Origin of the sequence: uncultured Thioclava sp. (assembly GCF_913064665.1) — a bacterium.
Lineage (GTDB): Bacteria > Pseudomonadota > Alphaproteobacteria > Rhodobacterales > Rhodobacteraceae > Thioclava > Thioclava arctica.
On record NZ_CAJYBT010000009.1, the window covers coordinates 36502 to 52885 of the forward strand.

15 protein-coding genes are annotated in these 16384 nt (G+C 61.2%); 6 read left to right on the forward strand and 9 right to left on the reverse strand.

The window, feature by feature from the left end:
- Window position 1 precedes the first annotated feature (1 nt).
- Window positions 2-565 carry a TRAP transporter small permease gene (locus QZ571_RS05465; RefSeq protein WP_295532702.1) on the reverse strand — a complete coding sequence of 188 codons (564 nt, stop codon included), beginning with the start codon at window positions 563-565 and terminating at the stop codon, window positions 2-4.
- A gap of 55 nt (window positions 566-620) precedes the next feature.
- On the reverse strand, window positions 621-1622 hold the full coding sequence (locus tag QZ571_RS05470; RefSeq protein ID WP_295532703.1) for a TRAP transporter substrate-binding protein: 1002 nt from the start codon (window positions 1620-1622) through the stop codon (window positions 621-623).
- Window positions 1623-1900: 278 nt separating this feature from the next.
- Between QZ571_RS05470 and QZ571_RS05475 the strand changes: the two genes are divergently transcribed.
- Together QZ571_RS05475 and QZ571_RS05480 are read left to right on the forward strand one after the other, a co-directional pair.
- Window positions 1901-2767 carry a polysaccharide deacetylase family protein gene (locus QZ571_RS05475; RefSeq protein WP_295532704.1) on the forward strand — a complete coding sequence of 289 codons (867 nt, stop codon included), beginning with the start codon at window positions 1901-1903 and terminating at the stop codon, window positions 2765-2767.
- A 42-nt stretch (window positions 2768-2809) separates the two neighbouring features.
- A complete protein-coding gene (locus QZ571_RS05480; protein WP_295532705.1) occupies window positions 2810-3178 on the forward strand; it encodes a cupin domain-containing protein in 369 nt (122 codons plus the stop codon).
- Window positions 3179-3755: 577 nt separating this feature from the next.
- Here QZ571_RS05480 and QZ571_RS05485 read toward each other — a convergent pair.
- From QZ571_RS05485 to QZ571_RS05500, 4 genes are all read right to left on the reverse strand, one after another.
- Window positions 3756-4328 carry a sarcosine oxidase subunit gamma gene (locus QZ571_RS05485; protein WP_295532706.1) on the reverse strand — a complete coding sequence of 191 codons (573 nt, stop codon included), beginning with the start codon at window positions 4326-4328 and terminating at the stop codon, window positions 3756-3758.
- Window positions 4321-7275 (reverse strand): sarcosine oxidase subunit alpha family protein, encoded by a 2955-nt coding sequence (locus tag QZ571_RS05490; RefSeq protein WP_295532707.1) that lies wholly within the window; start codon window positions 7273-7275, stop codon window positions 4321-4323. The genes QZ571_RS05485 and QZ571_RS05490 overlap by 8 nt, the downstream gene beginning before the upstream one ends.
- Complete coding sequence (locus QZ571_RS05495; protein ID WP_295532708.1) at window positions 7272-7595, reverse strand: sarcosine oxidase subunit delta; 324 nt, start codon at window positions 7593-7595, stop codon at window positions 7272-7274. Before QZ571_RS05495 ends, QZ571_RS05490 begins: the two co-directional genes overlap by 4 nt.
- A gap of 91 nt (window positions 7596-7686) precedes the next feature.
- Complete coding sequence (locus QZ571_RS05500) at window positions 7687-8931, reverse strand: sarcosine oxidase subunit beta family protein (protein WP_295532709.1); 1245 nt, start codon at window positions 8929-8931, stop codon at window positions 7687-7689.
- Window positions 8932-9128: 197 nt separating this feature from the next.
- Between QZ571_RS05500 and ccmI the strand changes: the two genes are divergently transcribed.
- The 4 genes from ccmI to QZ571_RS05520 all read left to right on the forward strand — a co-directional run bounded on the left by ccmI (window position 9129) and on the right by QZ571_RS05520 (window position 12497).
- Window positions 9129-10697, forward strand: a complete 1569-nt coding sequence (gene ccmI, locus QZ571_RS05505; protein ID WP_295532710.1) for a c-type cytochrome biogenesis protein CcmI — start codon at window positions 9129-9131, stop codon at window positions 10695-10697.
- The gene (gene ruvX, locus QZ571_RS05510) at window positions 10694-11167 is read left to right on the forward strand and encodes a Holliday junction resolvase RuvX (RefSeq protein WP_295532711.1); all 474 of its coding nucleotides are present in this window, start codon (window positions 10694-10696) and stop codon (window positions 11165-11167) included. Before ccmI ends, ruvX begins: the two co-directional genes overlap by 4 nt.
- Complete coding sequence (locus QZ571_RS05515) at window positions 11164-11394, forward strand: DUF1289 domain-containing protein (protein ID WP_295532712.1); 231 nt, start codon at window positions 11164-11166, stop codon at window positions 11392-11394. The genes ruvX and QZ571_RS05515 overlap by 4 nt, the downstream gene beginning before the upstream one ends.
- 83 nt (window positions 11395-11477) lie before the next feature.
- On the forward strand, window positions 11478-12497 hold the full coding sequence (locus QZ571_RS05520; protein ID WP_295532713.1) for an NAD-dependent epimerase/dehydratase family protein: 1020 nt from the start codon (window positions 11478-11480) through the stop codon (window positions 12495-12497).
- Window positions 12498-12509: 12 nt separating this feature from the next.
- On the opposite strand, the gene QZ571_RS05525 is transcribed toward QZ571_RS05520, so the two are convergent.
- The 3 genes from QZ571_RS05525 to xsc form a co-directional block, all read right to left on the reverse strand.
- Entirely contained in the window at window positions 12510-12950 is a 441-nt protein-coding gene (locus tag QZ571_RS05525; RefSeq protein ID WP_295532714.1) for a YtoQ family protein, read from the reverse strand.
- 63 nt (window positions 12951-13013) lie between these two features.
- Window positions 13014-14390: an aminotransferase class III-fold pyridoxal phosphate-dependent enzyme gene (locus tag QZ571_RS05530; protein WP_295532715.1), complete on the reverse strand. Its 1377-nt coding sequence runs from the start codon at window positions 14388-14390 to the stop codon at window positions 13014-13016.
- A 163-nt stretch (window positions 14391-14553) separates the two neighbouring features.
- On the reverse strand, window positions 14554-16329 hold the full coding sequence (gene xsc, locus QZ571_RS05535) for a sulfoacetaldehyde acetyltransferase (RefSeq protein WP_295532716.1): 1776 nt from the start codon (window positions 16327-16329) through the stop codon (window positions 14554-14556).
- Between the last annotated feature and the right edge of the window lie 55 nt (window positions 16330-16384).

Genomic DNA, 16384 nt, shown 5'->3' on the forward strand with positions numbered 1-16384 from the left:
ATCAGTTCCGGGCTTCGCTGCCGGAAGGCGGCGAGGGGTCAGAAGGCTCTTCCCAGGGATCGGCGCCGGTTCCGTGAGCCGTGTCGTCACGCGCGAGAGGCGAGACCAGCGCCGCAATCGCATGCAGCGCGATCAACGCACCGGCGACCGGGGCCGACAGATACAGAATGTCGATGGGAGCTTGCAGTGCTGCTGTGCGTTGTCCCTGAGTACGCAACACATAGAACCAGCCTGACCAAAAAAGGATTCCCCCGAAGGTCAGAACCAGAACCTGCACGATCCGATCGGAAACGGCGCGGATACGTTCGAACCGCTCGGGAAGCAAATCGACTGCCACCTGCGATCCTTCCCGTAGCCCGACCGACCCGTAAAGCAGAACCACCCAGCAAAACAGGATGATGGCCATCTCTTCGGTCCAGCTTGGGGGGGCGCCTAACAGGTACCTCATGGCGACCTGCAAGCTCAGCAACCCCAACATCACGAAGATCAGCAGCACGCAAATGCCCGATGTTACCTTTGCGATCCAATCGCTCAGCCATCTGATGGCAGCTGTGATGCGGTTCATCGGCTCCTCCCCTCTGGCGGCGGCCCGGCGCATCGACTGGCGCCGGGCCGTCTTGTCAATTGTCTTGCGCGACCGCGTCTTCGGCTTCTTTCAGCAGATCCGGGCCGATCGAATTGGCGAATTGCCCGTAGACACCTTTCACTTTCTCGCGGAAGGCAGCAAGGTCGGCTACGTCATTGATCTGCATCCCCTCCGCCACAAGCTTTTCGCGGACCACGGATTCGTTGGCTTCGACGGTCTTGCGTTCCTCCAGCACGGCTGTGTGCCCGGCTTCGCGGATCGCAGCCTGAACATCTGCAGGCAGACCATCGAGTGTCTTTTTCGAGATCAGCAGATGGACCGCCGAATAGGTATGCCGGGTCATCGAGGCATATTTCACCACTTCGGGGAACTTGTTCGCCTGAACAACCGACAACGGAATTTCAAGCCCGTCGATCGTCCCTTGCTGAACGGCGGTATAGACCTCACCCCAAGCCATCGGCACCGGGCTGCCGCCAAGCGAATTGAACATGTCAATAAAGACCGGGTTCTGCATCGTGCGGAACTTGACGCCTTCAACATCCGAGGGTTTCTCGATCGGATGATCGTTGTTGATCATGTTGCGGAACCCGCCCTCGGCCGCACCAAGCGAAACCACGCCGCGCTTTTCAAGATTGGCTGCCAGTTTCTCGCCGACCGGGCCATCAAGCACCTTATGTGCCTGCTCGGCGCTGGAAAACAGGAAAGGCAGGTCCAGCAGTTGGTAGCTTGGTTCGACCGTCGCGACCACAGCGTTGGTGATCACCCCCATGTCGATCGTGCCGAACTGCATGTTCTCCAGCACGTCCTTTTCGTCTCCAAGCTGCCTGTTGGGAAACAGCGCGACGCTGACCTTGCCCGGCATAGCCGCCTCGATCGCGTCTTTGAAAGCATGTGCTGTAACCGCGTAGGGGTCATTAGGGCTGTCGGCGCTCAGCCAGGCGAGCTTCAGCTCAATATTTTGAGCCTGCGCCGCGCCGCTCAGGGCGGCAATCGCAATTGTGGTCGCAGCCGCGAGACTGCTCAATGTCCGTTTCATCATTTCTCCTCCCATTCACCAATGCTCGCCAAGCGCGGCTGACCGGCCCAGGCATCGTCGGTGTCTGATGAGGTTGGCACAGCCCGGGCCGAGGGCGTTAGCCGTTTTTACCTGAAGGTGATGCAAATTCTTCATGTCAAAATGAATGAGGTGCATGAGCGTTCTATCTGGGCATGATGCACGACATGCAGTGTGCCCTGCCGCATATGAAATGTAATGCAGTGCGCCGGGGCGCTATCAACACATCAGGAGATGGCCGCAAGCAAGGGAGAAGCCTCATGCCCCGAGATAACGTTCAACCAGAAATCGTCGAAGCCCCCAAAGGCTTCCGTTGGCCGGGCGACCGGCATGTAGCGGTCGTTTTCAATATCGCCTACGAAGTCTGGTCAGAGGGTACATCCTCGGGCGTTGGGCCGATGGGCAATCCTCTCCCTGCCGGGGTTTTTGATCCCAATGCCGACAGTTACGGCAATTACGGTGCGCAAACAGGGATCAAGCGTCTCGTGAAAGAACTCGGGAAATCAGAGGTCTCGGCCAATATCTTTACCTCTGGTGCAATCGCTGAACGCGATCCCGAACAGCTGCGCGCGGTGATTGAGGCGGGGCATGAAATTGTCGCGCACGGTTACGCACAGGATCTGATCCCCGCCAAGTTGAGCGCTGAAGACGATGCCCGATACATTGCCCAGACGACGGATCTGCTGGGCGGTGCGCTTGGGCAGCATCCGAAAGGCTGGATCAGCCCACGTGCGACGGCTGGCCATGACACGATGCGCCGCCTGATTGGTGCGGGATATGAATGGCAAGGGGACATGCTTGATCGCGATCTGCCCTATCTGCAACGTTATCCCGAAGGCGAACTGATTTCGATTCCATTGACGATTGATTTCAACGACTTGTCGCACTCCATGCGGTTCGGGCGGACGCCGCGCCAATTCGTGGAAGTCTTCGATGACGCGCTGGAGCATATGCTGGCCAATACCGACGACCCGGTGATCATCGATGTTCTGGTGCATTGCCATTGCTACGGTCGCCCCGCCGGGGCTTGGGCCTATTCGGAAATTGCCAAGAAATGCGCTGGCCGCGACGATATCTGGGTCACCACCCGTGGTCAGATCGCCGAGCATTTCCGCAAGAGCCTGTGACCGCGCATACCTGGGCACAAAAACTTAGCAAGGGAGACAAGGATGTTGATTGATTGGAGTGCGCTGCCCACGGTGGGCGGAATGCGCGCAGGTTCGGACCGGCAAGGAATTTGCGGCGACAAGATCTCGGCCGTGCGTGTCGTGACCGAACCGGACGCAGAGTTCGATGGCAAGACCCATTGGCATGAGAACGAACAGCTGTTGGTGATGGTCGAGGGGATGGTGAAGGTCACGATCGACGACCGTGAGATGGAAGCCAATCCGGGCGATCTGATTTTCTTTCCTGCAGGGTCGCGCCATGCTGCGATCGGCGTCGGACCCGAAGGGGCCGTCTATTACGAGATTTTCGCCCCCGCGCGCCCCGACCAGCTTCCCGGTTGGGTCGGCAGTTCCGTCCTGCGCTTCGACTAAGAGCGCCTGCCCCGGCCATCAGGCCCGTTCCCCACCTGATGGCCGAAGACGGCAAATTGCCAAAAATCGGACGGCCATCAGCCCGGCCCCGCCACCACCGCGGGGCCGTTTTGATTCTATCAGGTCAACGAGCCGGACTGAGCATCTGACCAAAAAGGCATTGCCTGTCATGGGACGCGAGGTGGGACCGAAGATCTCAGACAAACGAGAGAAGCCGGAAGCCCTCCTCACCAAGCTGCGGCGGGTTGAAGGGCTGCAGGTTCCAGGCGCAAAGCTTGCAGATGCGGTGCGCCAGATCAGGAACTCCCTGCGTCGGTGGCCGACACGTCGCAAAGACAGCCACGGCGCACCTAGCCAACGCGCACTAGGTCAATTTAATCCGAAGGATCACCCTCACACCGGATCCGGAAAATCCAAAGCACCTGAACGCCGAGATCGAAATTGACCTCGGCGATTTGCTGTGTGCCGCAGAGCAACCGATGCTCTTGATTGAGAGAGGCACAGGGGATCGGCAAATAGCGGTCAAGCTGGGGGCGCTGCCCCCGGCTCCTGTGGAGCCTCCCCCGGGATATTTGGATCAAGAGGAAGGAGAGGCGGTTTCGAAAAGCTCTGATCCGGGGCGCGCGGATATTTCGAGCAGCCCCATCACGTAACTCGCGACCGAGCGAAAACAGATCAGCGAAATTTCATTTGGGCCCGAGCGCCAGAACGCGGCAGGCACTTGCGCCAGACGCGTGCGGCGCATCTCTCCCGTGGGCAGAGCCGCGATATCGGCGGGGCACAATTTCATGATGACCTGATCGGATTTCGCGCCTTGGATGCGAAACAGCGCGCGCGCATCCGAAACATTACCGATCAGCGCATGAGTTTTCTCCAGCGCCTCCGACAGCGTCCGCGCCAGTTGCGCGGCCTGCGCATGATCGCATATCAGCAGCAATTCATCCGGGCTCATCCACGCCAACGCGCCGCTTTCGGCTTCCACGATCTGGCGCGGCTCAGGCTTGGGAAAACCATGCGCCTTCAGCGCCTTGAGAAGCGTTTTTGATGTTAAATCACAGCGGATCGACAGCATCCCGACCAGCCCGGCTTCGGCCACGGTGACAAAGCCCTCATGCGTTGCGCCTTGCAAGGCGCTCACAGCGTCAGACATTCTGCTTCTCCCCGTCCTTGTCGTAAAAGACCGGATCGGTGATGCGCGCCTTGACCATCGCATCGCCCTCTCCGGTAAACTCAATCACCTCACCCATCCGGTCGGGCCCGTGCAGCACCAGCCCCATCGCAATGCCTTTGCCGATCGTGGGCGAATAATAGGTTGAGGTGACGCGGCCTTGGGTGTTGCGCTGCCCATTGGCGTTATAGCCATCTGCGGGGGCGTGGCTGCCATCGGGGATCACCGAGCCATCAAGTGTTTCTAGCCCGACCAGTTTCCAGCGGTTGGGATCAGTCATATGCGGGCGCTGTTGGGCGCGTTTTCCAAGGTAGTCGGACTTCTTTTTCGAAATCGCCCAGTTCAGCCCCAGATCCTGCGGGATCACCGTGCCGTCGGTCTCATCCCCGATCATGATAAAGCCCTTTTCAGCGCGCATCACATGCAGCGCTTCGGTGCCGTAGGGCATGACGCCAAGGTCTTTGCCCTCGGCGACCAGTTTCTCCCACAGCGCAAGGCCCTGCGAGGCGGGCACGGCGATTTCGTAGCTGAGTTCGCCTGAGAAGGAGATCCGGAAGATGCGGGCGTCGAAACCGCCAAGCCTGCCCTCAAGCCATTGCATGAAGGGCAAGGCCTCTTTGGACAGATCCATGCCGCCAAGCCTCTCCAGCAACTGGCGCGCCTTGGGCCCGACCACTGCGATCTGGGCGAATTGCTCGGTGAGATTGGCGGTATAGACCTTCCAGTCCCACCATTCGCATTGCAGCCAATCCTCCATCCAGCTGTGGATGCGATCGGCCCCGCCCGAAGTGGTGTGGCACAGCCAGCTATCGTCAGACAGGCGCGCCACGACACCGTCATCCATTAGAAAGCCGTTCTCGTTGCACATCAGCCCGTAGCGGCATTTTCCGACCGGCAGGGTCGACATCATGTTGGTATAGAGCATGTCGAGGAAGCGTCCGGCATCGGGCCCTTTCACCACGATCTTGCCTAGCGTCGAGGCATCGAGCAGCCCGACATTGCTGCGCGTATTGGTGATCTCGCGATTGACCGCCTCGCGATGGGATTCGCCCGCTTTCGGATAGCAATAGGGGCGGCGCCATTGGCCCACCGGCTCCCAATGGGCGTGGCGCGCCTCGTGCCAGCTTTGCATCGGCGTGCGGCGCAGGGGTTGGAACAGCGGCCCCTTGGCCTCAGCAGTGATCGCGCCAAGGCTGATCGGAGTGTAGGGCGGGCGGAAAGTGGTGGTCCCGGTGGCCGGGATCGGCTGACCTAGCGCATCAGAAAGCACGGCGAGCCCGTTGATATTGCTTAACTTCCCCTGATCGGTCGCCATGCCGAGCGTGGTGTAGCGCTTGGTATGTTCAACGCTTTCATAGCCCTCGCGCGCCGCAAGCTGCACATCCGAGACCTTCACGTCATTCTGAAAATCAAGGAAGCTTTTGAAGCGCAACGCAGGGGGTGCGCCTGCCGGCATTTGCCAGACCGGCATCATCGCGGCCTCATCGCTGGAACAGGCGCCAAGCCCCGCCCCCCCCATGACCGCCGCCAAGGTCAGATCGCCATTGGCCGCACCGACCACCTGCACCATCGCCGTGCCATCCGCGCCCAGGGGGGGGCGCTCGGGATCGGGGCGGAACATCGCCTGCCCCGCGTCCCAGATCAGCTTGCCGCCACAATGCGACCACAGATGCACAACCGGCGACCAGCCGCCCGACATTGCCACGCAGTCGCAGTCGATGGTTTCAATCGCACCGCCCTCGCCAGCCTGTGTGCAGATTTCCACCCCCGAGACCTGCTGGCGCCCCAAAACCTTGGCCACCGCGCGCCCCTCAAGCACGCGCACGCCGCGCGCCTTGACCTCTTGGGGCAGCGCGCCGTGACTGGTCTCGCGCGCATCCACAATAGCGGGCACCGACAGCCCGGCATCCAGCAGCGCCAGCGCCGTGCGATAGGCATCGTCATTATTGGTCACGATCACCGTGCGATCCCCGGGCGAGACCGCCCAATTCGCCACATAATCGCGCACCGCACTGGCCAGCATCACGCCGGGCACGTCATTACCCGCGAAGGCCAGCGGGCGCTCGATTGCGCCCGTCGCAGTGATCGTGCGCCCTGCGCGGATGCGCCACAAACGATGGCGCGGCAGGTCAGCACCGGGGCGGGTATCGCCCACGCTTTCCAGCCCGATGACATAGCCATGATCATATTGACCCGCCGCCATCAGCCGTGTGCGCAGCGTGACATTTTCCATCGATTCAAGCTCTTGCAGGGTTGTCTTAATCCAGTCGCAAGCCTCGAACCCGTCGATCTGGCCGCCATCGACAGGCGTGCGCCCGCCCCAATACGCGCTTTGCTCAACCAGCCAGACGCGCTTGCCCGCGCGCCCTTCGCGCAGCGCCGCCGCAAGCCCTGCCACACCGCCGCCCACAACCAGCACATCGCAATGCGCATAGGCCTGTTCGTAGCGGTCGGGATCGGCCTCTTTGGGCACGCCGCCGAGCCCTGCGGATTTGCGAATGATCGGCTCAAACAGGTGTTTCCACGCGGCTTGCGGGGCCATGAAGGTCTTGTAGTAGAACCCTGCGGGAAGGAATTTGTAGAACGCGTCGTTGATCTCGCCAACGTCGAATTCAAGGCTGGGCCAGTGGTTCTGGCTGCGCGTTTCCGCGCCCTCGAACAGCTCGGTCGTGGTGGTGCGCTGATCGGGTTCGAAACGGGCGTTGCGACCAAGCCCCACCAGCGCGTTGGGTTCTTCGACGCCGCTGGCCATGATCCCACGCGGGCGGTGATATTTGAACGAGCGCCCGACCATCACCTGCCCCGCCCCGAGCAGCGCTGAGGCCAGCGTGTCGCCCTCATAGCCCTGCATCGGCTTGCCGTTGAAAGTGAAATTCAGCCGTTTTGCGCGATCAATCAGGCGACCGCCCTTGCTTAGACGTGTGCTCATGCTTGAGGCTCCCATTCGGGCCGTTTCGCCTTGATTTTCTTAATCAAATCGGCAGGCGGCTTGTGGGTTTGCGCCGCGTAGGTGCCAAAGACTTCCAGCGTCGCGGTGCAACGCGCGGCCAAGAACCACTTGCCGCAGCCATAGGCGTGACGCCAGCGTTCGAAATGCACGCCTTTGGGGTTCTTGCGCGCGAACAGGTAGCCCTCAAAGTCGGCATCCGAGGAATCCGGGCCGAAGCGTTTGAGATGGGCCTCGCCGCCGGGCGCGAATTCGGTTTCCTCGGCGGTAATGCCGCAGCAGGGACAGGTGAGGGTCAGCATGTCAGCGGGCCTTTGCTTGGCAGGCGCCGGGGGCTTCGCGCCCCCGGACCCCCGCGGGATATTTTCGTCAAGAGGAAGACAGATTGCGCCATCAATGCGCCACCCCTGCCGCCACCGACTCGTCGATGAAACGGCCTTCCTTAAACCGGTTGAGGTTGAATTCGGCGGCCAGCGGTGAGTGGCCGCGCGCAATCAGTTCGGCCATTGCAAAACCCGAGCCGGGAATCGATTTGAACCCGCCAGTGCCCCAGCCGCAATTGACGAAGATGCCCTCAACCGGGGTTTTGGACAGGATCGGAGAGCGGTCGCCCGTCATATCCACGATACCGCCCCATTGGCGCAGCATCTTGAGACGCGAGATGATCGGGAAGGTTTCGACCAGCGCGCGGGTGGTTTCCTCAACATGATGCCAACTGCCCCTTTGGGTGTAGTTGTTAAACCCGTCCGTGCCGCCGCCGATCACCATTTCACCCTTGTCCGATTGGCTCATATAGCCGTGCACGGTGTTGGCCATTACGACCACATCCATGCAGGGTTTGATGGGTTCAGACACCCAAGCTTGCAGCGCCACGCTTTCGATTGGCAGGCGGAAGCCGCCCATTTCGGCCAGAACCGAGCTATGGCCCGCTACCACAATTGCGAGGTTTTCACAGCCGATCTCGCCCTTGCTCGTGGTGATTCCTGTCACTTTTCCTGCATTTTGCGAGATTCCAGTGACTTCGCATTGCTGAATGATATCCATCCCCATGCTTGAGCAGGCGCGCGCATAGCCCCAGGCCACCGCATCATGGCGCGCGGTGCCGCCACGGGCCTGATACAGGGCCCCCAGCACCGGATAGCGCGGCCCGTCGATATTGAGGATTGGCACCAATTCCTTCACGCGTTCGGGTCCGATCCATTCAGTGGCGATACCTTGCAGGCGGTTTGCATGGACCGTGCGCTGATAGCCGCGCACCTCATGTTCTGTCTGGCCCAGCATCAACAACCCGCGCGGCGAGAACATCACGTTATAATTAAGATCGCGGCTCAGCCCCTCATACAGTGAGCGGGCCTTTTCATAGATCGCCGCCGAAGGGTCCTGCAGGTAATTCGAGCGGATGATCGTGGTGTTGCGCCCGGTATTGCCCCCGCCCAGCCAGCCTTTTTCGATCACCGCGACATCGGTGATCCCGTGCACCTTGCCCAAGTAATAGGCCGTCGCCAGTCCATGGCCGCCTGCGCCGATCACGACCACCTTGTAGCGTTTCTTGGGCTCGGGGCTGCGCCAAGCCCGCTCCCATCCCGCGTGATAGCGCAGCGCCTCGCGCGCGACAGCAAAGATCGAATAGCGTTTCATGGGCGGCCCTCGGTAACTGATCTGGCGACTCTCATCTGTCTTTGTGATGGACTGCGCGCCCCTTTGACAGCCCCCCCGATGCGGCATTGCAGAGAAAAAAGCGACATCAGGCTGCGACATCGCGCTCCATCGTGGTGCTGGGGGCTTTCAGGCAGGGCATTTCTCGCCTAAATGAATGCGCAAGGAGAGGAAACGCCATGCTGTTCTGGACTATCGCTGCCGCGCTTGTCGCGATCATTACGCTATTGTTTGCACTTGCCGTGATGCGCGGGGGGGCAAGCGATCCAGCCCCGACTGCGTCATATGATGTGCAGGTTTATCGCGATCAGCTGCGCGATATCGAACGCGATGTCGAACGCGGCGTGACCTCGCGCGAAGAGGCCGAGCGCGCCAAGCTTGAAATCTCGCGCCGGATGCTGGAGGCAGACCGCAAAGTGCAGGCGGGGTCGGACACGTCGCGCGCACCTCAGTGGGCGATGATCGTGCTGAGCGTCGGGGCTGTTGCGCTGGTTGGCGGGGCGTTCTGGCTGTATGGCCGGGTGGGCGCTGAGGGCTATGCCGATCAGCCCATCGCCGAGCGTTATGCGCTGGCCAACAAACGCTATGACAGCCGCCCGACACAGGAAGCGGCCGAGAAAATGGTCGCCGCGCGCCAGGTTGACCAGCCCAAACCCGACCCGAAATTCACCGAACTGATGGTCAAACTGCGCGAAGCCGTTTCAAAAAAACCAAACGACCCCAAAGGGTTGGAATTGCTGGCGCGCAATGAAGCCGCGATGGGCAATTTTGACGCGGCCTGGAAGGCGCAACAGCGGTTGCTGGCGCTCAAAGGCGAGGCAGCCAGTGCCGATGACTACGCCCAGCTTGGCGAATTGATGGTTGTGGCCGCAGGGGGGCTTGTCACGCCCGAGTCGGAGAAAGTCTTTGCCACCGCGCTGCAGAAAGATCCGGAAAACGGGCTGTCGCTTTACTATGTCGGCCTGATGATGGTGCAGAATTCACGTGAGGACCGAGCGTTTCGCATTTGGGACGGCTTGCTGCGCAACTCGCCCGATGATGCGCCTTGGGTGCCCACGATTCGTCAGAATATCAACGAGTTAGCATGGCTTGCGGGCGAAAACGACTACACGCCACCGATGCCGCGCGGCGTTGGGCCAAACCAAGCCGATATTGCCGCCGCGGCCGATATGACCCCGGCCGAGCGTCAGAACATGATCCGCGGGATGGTCAACCAGCTCAATGATCGGTTGGCGCAAGAAGGTGGCAGCGCAGATGATTGGGCGCGGCTGATTTCCTCGTTGCGCATGCTTGGCGAGGTGGATCGCGCCAATGCGATTTATGGCGAGGCGAAGGGCAAATTTGCCGCCCAGCCCCAAGATATGGCCAAGATCGACACGGCGCATCAGGCCCCCGTGGGCAAAGCGCTTGAGGCGACGGGTGGCACGCCTGCCCCTGCCCAAGGTGCGACCCAAGGCGCCCCGATGCTGCCCGGCCCGAGTGCCGAGCAGATGAAGGACGCCGCGCAAATGAGCCCCGCAGATCGCAAACAGATGATTCAGGGCATGGTTGATGGGCTGTTTGACCGCCTGACGACCGAGGGCGGCACCGCGGCGGAATGGTCGCGCGTGGTGTCGTCGCTTGCCACGTTGGGCGAAAAGGATCGCGCGCTTGAGGCATTGGGCGAGGCGCAGCAAGCACTGGCCAGTGATCGCGCCGCTTTGGCGCAGGTTCAAGCGGCTGCGCAAGCCGCCGGGTTGTCTCAGTGATCTGCCCCGACATGATCGCATTCGCTGCCCAGCTGCCGCGTACAGGCGGGGTGGCGGGTCTTGATCTGGGCACGAAAACGATCGGGGTGGCGGTGTCGGACGGGCTGCGCTCGGTCGCCTCACCGCTGCTCACGATCCGGCGGCGCAAGTTCGGTCTGGATGCGCAGGCGCTGCTGGCCATCGTGGCCGAGCGGGATTTGCGCGGGCTGATTCTGGGGCTGCCGATGAATATGGACGGCTCTGAGGGGCCGCGCTGCCAATCGACGCGGGCCTTTGCGCGCAACCTTGAAAATCTCACAGACCTGCCAATCTCTTTCTGGGATGAGCGGTTGTCGACAGTGGCCGCCGAACGCGCGATGCTAGAGGCCGATCTGTCGCGTGCCAAACGCGCCGAGGCGATTGACCATGTGGCGGCGGCGTTTATCTTGCAAGGCGCGCTGGATCGGTTGCGCTATCTGGGGGCGCAATGAGCGACGAAATCTGGAAACGTGACGAGGTCGAAAGCCCCTGCGTCAAGCTGTGCCAGATTCACCCCCAAGAGCGGCTGTGCATCGGCTGCTTGCGCACCCTCGACGAGATCGGCGCCTGGACCCGTCTCAGCCCCGAGCAGCGTCGTGACATCATGGCGCAACTGCCTGCCCGCGCGCCTCGGTTGCAACAACGCCGCGGCGGGCGTGCAGCCCGGCGCGAGCTCTGATCGGGTGCACCACAGGCCTGCCGTTGAGCAGGCCCGCCTCCCGCCCTATAGTGGCGCGCGCACCTCTAGAACGGATATGACACATGGCTGCTAAACGCGTTCTCATCACCGGCTCTGCCGGGTTTATCGGCTACCATCTTGCCAAGCTGTTATTGGCGCAGGGTGTGCGGGTGCACGGCTTTGACGGGATGACCGATTATTACGACGTCGCGCTGAAACAGCGCCGCCATTCGATGCTGCTGCAAGATGCGAATTTCTCGGCGACCGAGGGGATGCTGGAAGATCGCGATCTGCTGGATCGGGTCTGCGATGAGTTCGCCCCCGATGTGATCGTGCATCTCGCCGCCCAAGCCGGCGTGCGCTACAGCCTTGAAAACCCACGCGCTTATATTGAAACCAACGTGGTGGGCACGTTCAACATCATGGAGATCGCGCGCCGGCTTGAGGTCGATCATCTGCTGATGGCCTCGACCAGTTCGGTTTACGGGGCCAACACGGACATGCCCTACGCTGAGACCGACAAGGCCGACACGCCGCTCACGATCTATGCCGCGACGAAAAAAGCGACCGAGGCGATGGGCCATTCCTATGCCCATCTGTGGAATATCCCGACCACGATGTTTCGGTTTTTCACGGTTTACGGGCCGTGGGGGCGCCCCGATATGGCGCTGTTCAAATTCACCGATGCGATCCTCGATGGACGGCCCATCGACGTCTATAATCACGGCGAAATGTATCGCGATTTTACCTATGTCGAGGATCTCGTGCGCGGTATCGCCTTGCTGATCGACACCCCGCCCGTGCGCCCTGCGACCCCCGAGGACATCGCCGAGGGCGACAGCCTGTCCCCCGTCGCGCCCTATCGCGTGGTCAATATCGGCAATTCCGACAAGGTGCGCCTGTTGGATTTCGTCGAGGCCATCGAGGCGGCGATCGGCATCCCCGCCAAACGCAATTACATGGATATGCAAAAGGGCGATGTGCCAGCAACCTGGGCCGATGCCAGCCTGTTGCACAGCCTGACCGGCTATCGCCCACAGACCGATTTCCGCGACGGGGTTGAACGCTTCGTGGCGTGGTTTCGCGACTATTACAACCGCTAGGCCACGCCCCGCCTAAAGCGTGCCCGTCAGCACATAGCGCAGCGCGCGCGCGACTTGTTCGGGTGTGCGCGCAACGGCATTGGCAGCCGCGTCCACCTCTTTGAGCGCATGGTCGTGATCATCGGGTTGCAGCACGATGATCGGCTTGCCCAGTGCCGCCCCGTAGCCCGCATCAAAGGCCGCGTTCCACTGTTTGTATTTCTCACCAAAGCACACAACCAGCACGTCACAGCCCTCAATCCCGCGCCGCGTGCGGATCGCGTTGAGCGACGCCCCCTTGCGGTCATGCCAGAACTTATCCGCCTCGGCCCCGAATATCTCGACCCCGCAATCATCAGAGGCCGCGTGATCGGTGACCGGGCCGGACCAGTCAATTTTGAGCCCCTTGCACGCCGATTTAACGCTGTCACGCCAGTCGGTGTGGATCTCGCCCGAGAGATAGACTTTCAGCATAGTGCTTCCTTTCATTACCCTCGGGCAAAATGGCGCGCACATTCACGCAGTGCAAGACCGCGCCTAGCCAAACACCCGTCCCAGCGCGCCATCCACCGCAGTTGTGATCGCGTCAATGTCATCGGGCGTGGCGATCAGCGCGGGGCTGAAACACAGCGTGTTGTTAAAGCCGGGCAGCGAGCGGTTGGTCATGCCGATGATCACGCCCTGCGCCATGCAATCTGCGACCACGGCGGCGACGCGTTTTTCATCCGCAGGCTCTTTGCTGGTGCGATCGTTGACCAGCTCGGCGCCACAAAACAGCCCCTTGCCGCGCACATCGCCGATCACCGCATGACGCTCCATCAGCGCGTGCAGATTCTCCATCATCCGCGCGCCCATCCGGTTGGTGTTGTCCAGCAGGTTCTCGTCTTCGATGATGCGCATGTTTTCCAGCGCCGCCGCAGGCCCTGACGTGCAGCCACCAAAGGTCGAGATATCGCGGAAATAGCCCAGCGGATCGCTGTCATCCTTGAACATCTCGAACACCGCCTCGGTGGTGACGGTGCACGAAATCGCGGCATAGCCAGAGGCCACGCCCTTGGCCATCGTCACGAAATCGGGCTTTACCCCGTAATGCTGATAGCCAAACCACTCGCCGGTGCGCCCGACGCCGCAGACCACCTCGTCGATATGCAGCATGATATCGTATTTGGCGCAGATCTCTTGCACGCGCTGCCAGTAGCCCTCGGGGGGCGTGATGACGCCGCCGCCTGCCGTCACCGGTTCCAGACACAGCAGGCCGATTTCATCAGGACCTTCGCGCAAGATCACCTCTTCGATCGCATCCGCTGCGCGGCGTCCGTAATCTTCGACATCCCATTGCGCGCGATATTCCAGACAATGGGGCACTTCGATGAAACCGGGCGTGAAGGGGCCGTATTGCTGCGCGCGCTGGGGCTGACCGCAAGCCGCGAGCGCGGTGATCGTGGTGCCGTGATAATCGCGCTCACGATAGAGGATCTTGGTTTTGCGCCCGCCATGCACCCGGTGGCCGATCTGGCGCACCATTTTGAAGACCTTCTCATTGGCCTCCGATCCCGAGTTGGCATAATAGACCCGGCTCATCCCCGGCATCTTTTCGATCAAAGCTTCGGCAAACAGCGCCCCCGGGATCGAGCCCGCCGAGCCTGCGAAATAATTCAGTTTCACCAGTTGGTCGCGCACAACATCGGCGATGCTTTCGCGCCCGTAGCCGACATTGACCGTCCAGACACCGCCCGAGACCGCATCCAGATGCTCTTTGCCCAGCGCATCCCACAGCTTCATGCCCTTGCCCTCGACCATCACGCGCGGGTCGATGCTTTCGAAAGGTTTATGCTGCGTCAGGTGGTGCCAGACCCGCGCCTTATCAGCCGCGATCACATGGCTCAGATCGTTCGAAGTCAGGTTCTTATTCATGCTAATCGCTCCACTCAGGGGGGCCGCAGGGCGCGGCGGATCAAGCGCTGATCTTTCCGCGCTGCGGCGAAACTGCGTAGTGCCAATTGTGCCCGCCAGATAAGACCAGTTTTGCAAATTGCACAGACACGCCGTCAAAAGCCCCGCCAAAAGTGCCTTTGCTTCAAACGCCGGTTTGCGGGCGCATATCGGCAGCGCTGATCCCGGCGACGCCAACGGGTTTCTTCATCGCGTCGCGGCGGAACGGCTCGCCCAGCTCCTGATTGATCAGCGCCTCGATAAAGGTCGTCTGGCCTGCTTTTTGCGCCTTGATCGCGCCATCTAGCGCGGCTGTCAGATCGTCCATGGTTTTCACCTGCACCCCCTTGAGGCCGCAGGCATTGGCGATGGCGGCATAGCTGACGCCCTCATTCAGCTCGGTGCCCACGAAATTGTCGTCAAACCACAGCGTCGTGTTGCGCTTTTCCGCGCCCCATTGGTAGTTGCGGAAAATCACCATCGTGATTGCAGGCCATTCCTTGCGCCCGATCGCCGTCATCTCGTTCATCGAAATGCCAAACGCGCCGTCGCCCGCAAAGCCCACGACTGGCATATCGGGCTGCGCAATTTTTGCCCCCATGATCGCAGGCAAGCCGTAGCCGCACGGTCCGAACAGACCCGGCGCCAGATATTTCCGCCCCGCCTCGAAACTCGGATAGGCGTTACCGATGGCGCAGTTATTACCGATGTCGGAACTGATGATCGCCTCTTTTGGCAGCGCGGACTGGATCGCACGCCACGCCATGCGCGGGCTCATCCAATCGGGCTTGGCGTCGCGCGCGCGGGCGTTCCAAGTGGTGCCCGGATCGTCGTCCTCGTGATCCATGCTGGACAGCTGCTGCGCCCAAGCCGATTTGGTTTGCCCGATCAGCGCGCGGCGCGCCTCGCGCCCGGCATCGCCCGCATCTGTCGCCAGTTCCGCCAAAATCGCATCCGCCACCTTGCCCGCATCACCAACAATGCCCACCGCCACCGGCTTGGTCAGCCCGATCCGGTCGGGGTTGAGATCGACCTGAATGATCGCGGCGTCTTTGGGCCAGTAATCCATGCCATAGCCCGGCAGCGTCGAGAACGGGTTCAGCCGCGTGCCCAGAGCCAGCACCACATCGGCTTTGGCGATCAGCTCCATCCCCGCCTTGGACCCGTTATAACCCAGCGGCCCCGCAAACAGCGGATGCGAGCCGGGGAACGCGTCATTATGCTGATAGCCACAGCAAACCGGCGCATCCAGCCGCTCTGCCAGCGCAATTGAGGCAGGAATAGCCCCCGCCAGCACGACACCCGCGCCGTTCAGGATCACCGGAAACTTCGCTTGCGACAGCAGTGCGGCGGCCTGCGCAATCGCGTCTTGGCCACCCGTGGGGCGCTCAAAACTGACGACCTTGGGCAGATCGATATCAATCACCTTGGTCCAGAAATCGCGCGGGATATTGATTTGCGCGGGCGCTGAGGCGCGCTTGGCCTTGAGGATCACGCGGTTGAGCACCTCGGCGATGCGTGACGGATCGCGCACCTCCTCCTGATAGGCGACCATATCGGCAAATAGCCGCATCTGTTCGACCTCTTGAAAGCCGCCCTGCCCGATCGTGGCATTGGCCGCTTGTGGCGTGACCAGCAAGAGCGGCGTGTGATTCCAATAGGCGGTTTTCACGGGGGTGACGAAATTGGTGATGCCGGGGCCGTTTTGCGCCACCATCATCGACATCTTGCCACTCGCGCGGGTAAAGCCATCGGCCATCATCCCCGCATTGCATTCATGCGCGCAGTCCCAAAAGGTGATGCCCGCCGCCGGGAAGAGATCGGAAATTGGCATCATGGCTGATCCGATAATACCAAAAGCATGTTCAAGCCCATGCAGTTGCAGGGTTTTAACAAAGGCCTCTTCGGTCGTCATCTTCATGGCATAGGCTCCTTGGGATCTCGGGTTTGGGGCCTGAATACGCGCCCCTTCCGCA

Excerpts from the sequence above, each read along its gene's own strand:
- QZ571_RS05525 (WP_295532714.1), bottom strand. The coding sequence starts at position 12,950 with ATGCTGAAAGTCTATCTCTCGGGCGAGATCCACACCGACTGGCGTGAC.
- QZ571_RS05470 (WP_295532703.1), bottom strand. The coding sequence starts at position 1,622 with ATGAAACGGACATTGAGCAGTCTCGCGGCTGCGACCACAATTGCGATT.
- QZ571_RS05490 (WP_295532707.1), bottom strand. The coding sequence starts at position 7,275 with ATGAGCACACGTCTAAGCAAGGGCGGTCGCCTGATTGATCGCGCAAAA.
- QZ571_RS05485 (WP_295532706.1), bottom strand. The coding sequence starts at position 4,328 with ATGTCTGACGCTGTGAGCGCCTTGCAAGGCGCAACGCATGAGGGCTTT.
- QZ571_RS05465 (WP_295532702.1), bottom strand. The coding sequence starts at position 565 with ATGAACCGCATCACAGCTGCCATCAGATGGCTGAGCGATTGGATCGCA.
- QZ571_RS05500 (WP_295532709.1), bottom strand. The coding sequence starts at position 8,931 with ATGAAACGCTATTCGATCTTTGCTGTCGCGCGCGAGGCGCTGCGCTAT.
- QZ571_RS05530 (WP_295532715.1), bottom strand. The coding sequence starts at position 14,390 with ATGAATAAGAACCTGACTTCGAACGATCTGAGCCATGTGATCGCGGCT.
- QZ571_RS05475 (WP_295532704.1), top strand. The coding sequence starts at position 1,901 with ATGCCCCGAGATAACGTTCAACCAGAAATCGTCGAAGCCCCCAAAGGC.
- QZ571_RS05520 (WP_295532713.1), top strand. The coding sequence starts at position 11,478 with ATGGCTGCTAAACGCGTTCTCATCACCGGCTCTGCCGGGTTTATCGGC.
- xsc (WP_295532716.1), bottom strand. The coding sequence starts at position 16,329 with ATGAAGATGACGACCGAAGAGGCCTTTGTTAAAACCCTGCAACTGCAT.
- QZ571_RS05480 (WP_295532705.1), top strand. The coding sequence starts at position 2,810 with ATGTTGATTGATTGGAGTGCGCTGCCCACGGTGGGCGGAATGCGCGCA.
- QZ571_RS05495 (WP_295532708.1), bottom strand. The coding sequence starts at position 7,595 with ATGCTGACCCTCACCTGTCCCTGCTGCGGCATTACCGCCGAGGAAACC.
- ccmI (WP_295532710.1), top strand. The coding sequence starts at position 9,129 with ATGCTGTTCTGGACTATCGCTGCCGCGCTTGTCGCGATCATTACGCTA.
- QZ571_RS05515 (WP_295532712.1), top strand. The coding sequence starts at position 11,164 with ATGAGCGACGAAATCTGGAAACGTGACGAGGTCGAAAGCCCCTGCGTC.